Genomic DNA, 6,000 nt, shown 5'->3' on the forward strand with positions numbered 1-6,000 from the left:
TAGCTCATATCTGCGCGCACTCACAATGAAAGCCTCTGGCACATATGCTTGATATCCTTGCTATTACAACGCCGATCTTCCTGCTTATTGCCATTGGCTATATCGCGGTCTATCGCAACATCGTGCCGCAGCCGGTCGTACGTGGCATGGGCGCGTTTGTCATCAACTTTGCCCTGCCGTGCCTGTTGATCCGGGCCCTGATCGTTCGTGACATCACAGAAGTGCTTAATATTGACTACCTTGCGGTTTACGGCGCCGGATCGCTGATCGTGTTTGCACTGGGCTATTTCTTTGCCCGCGTCATTGCCAAAAAAAGCCAGCAAAACGCTGCCCTTCAGGGCATGGGCATGTCGGCTTCAAACAGTGGTTTTGTCGGCTATCCAATTGTCGTGCAGTTGCTTGGCCCAACGGCAGCAGTCGCCCTTGCCCTTTGCTTTATCATTGAAAATCTGGTGATTACGCCACTCACCCTGATACTCGGCGACAGTGCCCAGACAGAGGGTGCAAATCGCTGGCACATTTGGCGCAAGACCTTTGTCCGGCTTGGCCGAAATCCGATCATTGTCGCGCTTCTGATCGGTCTTTCCATTTCGGTTTCCGGCATCACCTTGCCCGGCCCGATCTTTTCGGTGGTCGATATGCTGGCATCGGCATCGGGTCCGGTCGCGCTATTTGTCATTGGTGGTGGGCTGGTTGGACTTAAGCTGCGGGGGGTGCGCTTTGACATGGCGCGTATCGTTTTTGGCAAGCTCATCCTGCACCCGCTGATCATTTTCCTGCTGCTTGGTCTTGTGCCCGATCTTGATCCGCTGATGAAAATCGCAGCCGTCACCTTTGCTTGCGCCCCGATGTTTAGCGTCTACGCCATCTATGGTCAGCGATATGGCCACGAAGGCATGAGTGCCGCCGCCCTGATGGCCGCGACCTTGCTGTCCTTCATCACCATCAGCATATCGCTTTGGCTGCTTGATAGCTCCGCCGTCTTCGGACAGCTGCCCTGATTAACGCGGCGGCGGTCCGAATTTCGGACGCTGCCCGGGGAAGCCTCCACCCGGTGGCGGACCACGCCGATCACCACCCGGACCGGCACCCGGTCCACCATCTGGACCACCACCTGGACCGCCGGGTCCCATACCACCCTGCCCCTTGGCAAAACTGCGATCCGGCATGCCAGCCAAAAGGCGTGGAATAAACGGGAAGCTTTCCGTCACGAAATAGGCATAGGTGCCGTTGGGATATTCTGGCGTGACAGTCTCGCGGCCATTGGCCTCATCAAGATCACCAAGGCCCGGGACATATTCAAAATCCTCGCCATAGGTGCCATCATATGTGCCGCCCGGCCCGTTCGAACGTGTGCCGGATTTCACCCGCCACGAACTGCGCACCGCCACAACGGATGAGGCCGGATCATTGGGATTGGAATAACCAAACATCGCATAGATCGGGAAGCCGTCGGCTGCAAAGCCAATGCGAATGGAATGCTGATCGGGCGACCAGCTTTTGATCAGCCCCTTGGGCAGGCCATGATAATGATAGGTGCCGTCTGGCTGGACATGGGCATTGTTCTGATCAAGGCCGAGATCGACGGTTGGCGAGATCGCCTCGTAACGCCAGCCGGACTGACGATCGCGCTGCCAGAACTCCGCGGTATAGGGATCAAACGGCACGCCATTAACCGCGACCCCAAATGACATGTGATCAATTGATGAAAACCGTCCGGCTTTCGCCGGGTTCAGCGGCAAGCGAAATTCAAGCGATTGTGCCTTGATGGAATTTGGATTCTTGCTGTTTGGAAAACTGCCGGTCGCGTGATCCGGGATCGCGTTGGAATTGATATAGCGGTAACGACCGTCTTCGCGCATGCTGACTTCGTTTGAGACAGCCCATGCCGGCTTGGTCGGATTAAGAACCATACCGGCAAGCGGCAGCATCCCCATACCCACCAGAATATTGCGCCGCATGCGATCAACTTCTTCGCGCGTATCACCGGCATAATCACCTTCATCCATCGGTTCATGATGATGATCATGGTCATGGTCATGGCTATGAACGTGATGGTGTTCTGATGACGCTCCCTCAAGCGCATGCAGATCGCTTCGTGTTAATTTCGGCACCGGACTTCCCCCAAAACCAGTTGCGACGTCATCCCCATTGTTTGGCGATGACGTCGCAAGGTTCCAGTACAAACTTGCCCTACGGTGCAATTAGCCGGGAATTTCGCCCGCATGGGCAAGGATTTCCTGTGCCTCGCGGATTTCCTGTTGCTGCGCCCACATCTCGGCATAAAGCCCGTCACGATCAAGCAATTCCTGATGGCGACCGCGTTCGGCCACCTGTCCGTCGCGCAGGACAATGATTTCATCGGCATCAATCACCGTCGACAAACGGTGGGCAATGATCAGCGTGGTATGGCCACGCGACACATCGCGAAGCGCCTGCTGGATATCCTTTTCCGTGCGGGTATCAAGGGCCGAGGTCGCTTCGTCAAAGATCATGATTTTTGGACGTTTAAGCAGCATGCGCGCGATTGAGACGCGCTGCTTTTCACCGCCTGACAGCTTCAAGCCGCGCTCACCGACCATGGTTTTGAAGCCTTCGGGCAGGCCGGCGATAAAGCCATCAATACTGGCAAGCTTGGCCGCCTTTTCGATCTCGTCCTGCTCCGCACCCGGGCGGCCATAGGAAATGTTATAGGCAATGGTATCGTTAAACAGGACGGTATCCTGCGGCACGATCCCGATCTCACGCCGGAGCGAGTTTTGCGTCACATCGCGGATGTCCTGATCATCAATCGTGATCTTGCCGCCCGACACATCATAAAAACGGAACATCAATCGGGTCAGGGTCGATTTACCCGCCCCGCTCGGCCCAACCACCGCTACCGTCTTGCCCGCCGGGACCTCAAAACTGACACCCTTGAGGATCTTGCGATCCGGGTTATAGGAGAAATGCACATCTTCAAACCGGATCGCGGCATTCCCACACGCAAGGCCCTTGGCGTCAGACTTGTCTTCGACTTCCTTCTCAACATCCAGCAGCGAGAACATCCGCTCCATGTCGGTCAGCGACTGTTTGATCTGACGATAAACAAAACCAAGGAAGTTAAGCGGCATGTAAAGCTGCAGCAGATAGGTGTTCACCAGAACGAAGTCACCCACCGTCATGCTGCCGTCCTTCACCCCTTGGGCTGCGAGTAGCATGTTGAGAACCAGGCCGACCGCAATGATCGCGCCCTGCCCGACATTAAGCTTCGAGAGCGAGACTTGCGACTGCACAGCCGCGACCTCGTACCCCCGCAATGCCTTGTCATAGCGGGTCGATTCATGGGCTTCGTTGTTGAAGTATTTGACCGTCTCGTAATTGATCAGGCTGTCGATCGCCTTGGTGTTGGCCTCGTCATCGCGCTTGTTCATTTCGCGACGGAATTTCATGCGCCATTCGGTCACCACCAGCGTGAAAACGATATAGATCACGATGGTGGTAAAGGTAATCAGCGCAAACCAGACATCATAAAGCGCCCACAGAATGATCGAGACCATGACGATCTCAAGCAAGGTCGGCAGAATGTTAAACAGCATGAAGGACAGCAAAAATTCAATGCCCTTCACCCCGCGTTCAATGGCGCGCGAAAGCCCACCCATCTGCCGATCAAGATGGAAACGCAGCGACAAGCCATGCAGATGTTCAAAAACGCTCAACGCTGATCGGCGGATCGCACGTTGCGCCACCTTGGCAAAGACGGCATCACGCATCTCGCCAAAGGCAGAAACAAGAATGCGCACAAGGCCATAGCCAACAATCAGGGCAACCGGCACAACGATCAGGGATGTGGTGTCGGTCGATCCGGACTGGACTGCGTTTGCCGCTGCATCGCTGGCCTTGTCGCCACCGCCCAGCGCATCAACTGCGTATTTATACAGGACCGGGATATAAACATTGGCGACCTTGGCCCCGACCAGAAACAGCAGTGCCAGAACAACACGGCCTTTAAGCTCTGCCTCGCCGCGCGGCCACAAATAGGGCAGGAACGTCTTGATGACGCCGAACTCTGCGCGCGCAGTCGGTTGATCGGAACCCATATTTTTCAAAACCTTATCCCCAATCAGGCACCGAACGGCATTGCGGTATGCGCACGGCATGTCATGTCTTTGTGTCATCAACAGATGGACCGCCGCGCCCTGTTTGGCAAGCATTCAGCGCGCTTTATGCATTCAAGGACATTGCAGATAGCGGGTTTGACGTCTATTTTGCCAATTTGTTGATAAAATCTCAGAACAAACGGCCCAATGCGTTTTGCACAGGCCGAACACAAAGGAACGGAACCAGGACCATGACGGCGCTTGCCAGTATCGAAAGCCAGGATATCGCAGCATTGATGCGCGATATGGGAATCAAGGCCCGCAAGGCGGCACTCGAACTCGCACAGGTCCCGGCCGAACCAAAAGAAGCTGCCCTTAAGGCTGCAGCTGCCAAGCTGCGTGAAAATTCCGATGTTATCCTGAGCGCCAACGCCAAGGACATGGAAGCCGGCCGCGCCAAGGGCCTGACCGCTGCCCTGCTGGACCGTCTGGCACTCGATGCAGACCGTATCGAAGGCATTGCCAAGGGTGTCGAAGCCGTTGCCGAACTGCCCGATCCCGTCGGGCGCGAACTGGCGCGCTGGAGCCCGGAACATAATGGCCTTGATATCGCGCGCGTGTCCGTGCCGCTTGGCGTGATCGGCATCATTTATGAAAGCCGCCCGAACGTCACGGCCGATGCCGCTGCCATGTGCATCAAATCGGGCAATGCCGCCATTCTGCGTGGCGGCTCGGAAAGCTTCCATTCATCGCGTGCGATCTTTGATTGCATGGTGGCAGGCATCACCGAGGCGGGCTTGCCCGAAAACGCCATTCAGATGATCCCGGTAACGGATCGTGCGGCCGTTGGCGAGATGCTGAAACTATCAGATTACATTGATGTCATTGTCCCGCGTGGGGGCAAGTCGCTGATTTCGCGCATTACCGATGAAAGCCGCATCCCGCTGTTCAAACATCTTGAAGGCCTTTGCCACACCTATGTTCATGCCAGTGCTGATCCGCAAAAGGCCGTGGATATTGTCGTCAATGCCAAGATGCGCCGTGTCGGCATTTGTGGTGCGACCGAAACCGTTCTGATCGACAGTTCGGTTGCCGGGCGTCTTTTGCCGCGCATTGCCGAGGCATTGGTTGCCAAGGGCTGCGAACTGCGCGGTGATGAAACCGCGCAGGCGATTGATGGCCGCATCATGCCGGCCACGGCTGATGACTGGATCACCGAATATCTCGATGCGATTGTCTCGATCAAGGTTGTCTCAGGTGTCGACGAGGCCGTTGATCACATCAACACGTTCGGTTCGCACCACACGGACGCGATTGTTGCTGAAAACGCCACCGCGACGACCACCTTCCTGAACGGGGTGGATTCCGGGATCGTGATCGTTAACGCATCAACCCAGTTCGCCGATGGCGGTGAATTTGGCATGGGGGCGGAGATCGGCATTTCGACCGGCAAGCTGCATGCGCGTGGCCCGGTCGGAGTCGAGCAGCTGACGAGTTACAAATACATCGTTCGCGGTACGGGCCAAACCCGTCCATGATCTCATCGGCACCCAGATCACATGCGGCCCCACCCCGGGTCGGCCTGCTGGGCGGGTCGTTCAATCCCGCCCATGAAGGCCATCTGCATATCTCGCTCGAAGCGTTGAAACGCCTGCAGCTTGATGCGGTCTGGTGGCTGGTGTCGCCGCAAAATCCGCTCAAGTCATCAACCGGCATGGCCGACCTTGCGAACCGGTTTGATTCAGCACTGATGATGGCAAAGCATCCCCGCATTGTTGTTTCTGCAATTGAAACCGAGCTTGGAACCCGCTATACGGCCGACACTCTTGCAGCCTTGCAACGCCGTTTTACCCGAACAAAGTTCGTTTGGCTGATGGGAGCAGACAACCTGGCCCAGTTCCATAAATGGAAATGGTGGGAA

General features: G+C 56.2%; 5 protein-coding genes. 3 read left to right on the top strand and 2 right to left on the bottom strand.

Annotated features, from left to right (window positions below):
- Positions 1-44: 44 nt before the first annotated feature.
- Positions 45-1,001 carry an AEC family transporter gene (locus CMO10_RS14640; protein WP_297023632.1) on the top strand — a complete coding sequence of 319 codons (957 nt, stop codon included), beginning with the start codon at positions 45-47 and terminating at the stop codon, positions 999-1,001.
- Here the strand turns inward: CMO10_RS14640 and CMO10_RS14645 are convergent, their stop codons facing one another.
- Both CMO10_RS14645 and CMO10_RS14650 read right to left on the bottom strand, forming a co-directional pair.
- Entirely contained in the window at positions 1,002-2,114 is a 1,113-nt protein-coding gene (locus tag CMO10_RS14645) for a YHYH protein (RefSeq protein ID WP_297023634.1), read from the bottom strand. It abuts the gene before it with no gap.
- Positions 2,115-2,204: 90 nt separating this feature from the next.
- Positions 2,205-4,079, bottom strand: coding sequence for an ABCB family ABC transporter ATP-binding protein/permease (locus CMO10_RS14650; protein ID WP_297023640.1), 1,875 nt, complete (start codon positions 4,077-4,079; stop codon positions 2,205-2,207).
- 251 nt (positions 4,080-4,330) lie between these two features.
- Between CMO10_RS14650 and CMO10_RS14655 the strand changes: the two genes are divergently transcribed.
- Together CMO10_RS14655 and CMO10_RS14660 are read left to right on the top strand one after the other, a co-directional pair.
- Complete coding sequence (locus tag CMO10_RS14655; protein ID WP_297023636.1) at positions 4,331-5,617, top strand: glutamate-5-semialdehyde dehydrogenase; 1,287 nt, start codon at positions 4,331-4,333, stop codon at positions 5,615-5,617.
- Positions 5,614-6,000, top strand: a 387-nt coding sequence (locus CMO10_RS14660; RefSeq protein ID WP_297023638.1) for a nicotinate-nucleotide adenylyltransferase, incomplete at its 3' end; no start/stop codon positions are given. The genes CMO10_RS14655 and CMO10_RS14660, both read left to right, overlap by 4 nt.

The organism is Thalassospira sp. (assembly GCF_002709775.1).
Lineage (GTDB): Bacteria > Pseudomonadota > Alphaproteobacteria > Rhodospirillales > Thalassospiraceae > Thalassospira.

Excerpts from the sequence above, each read along its gene's own strand:
- CMO10_RS14640 (WP_297023632.1), top strand. The coding sequence starts at position 45 with ATGCTTGATATCCTTGCTATTACAACGCCGATCTTCCTGCTTATTGCC.
- CMO10_RS14650 (WP_297023640.1), bottom strand. The coding sequence starts at position 4,079 with ATGGGTTCCGATCAACCGACTGCGCGCGCAGAGTTCGGCGTCATCAAG.
- CMO10_RS14655 (WP_297023636.1), top strand. The coding sequence starts at position 4,331 with ATGACGGCGCTTGCCAGTATCGAAAGCCAGGATATCGCAGCATTGATG.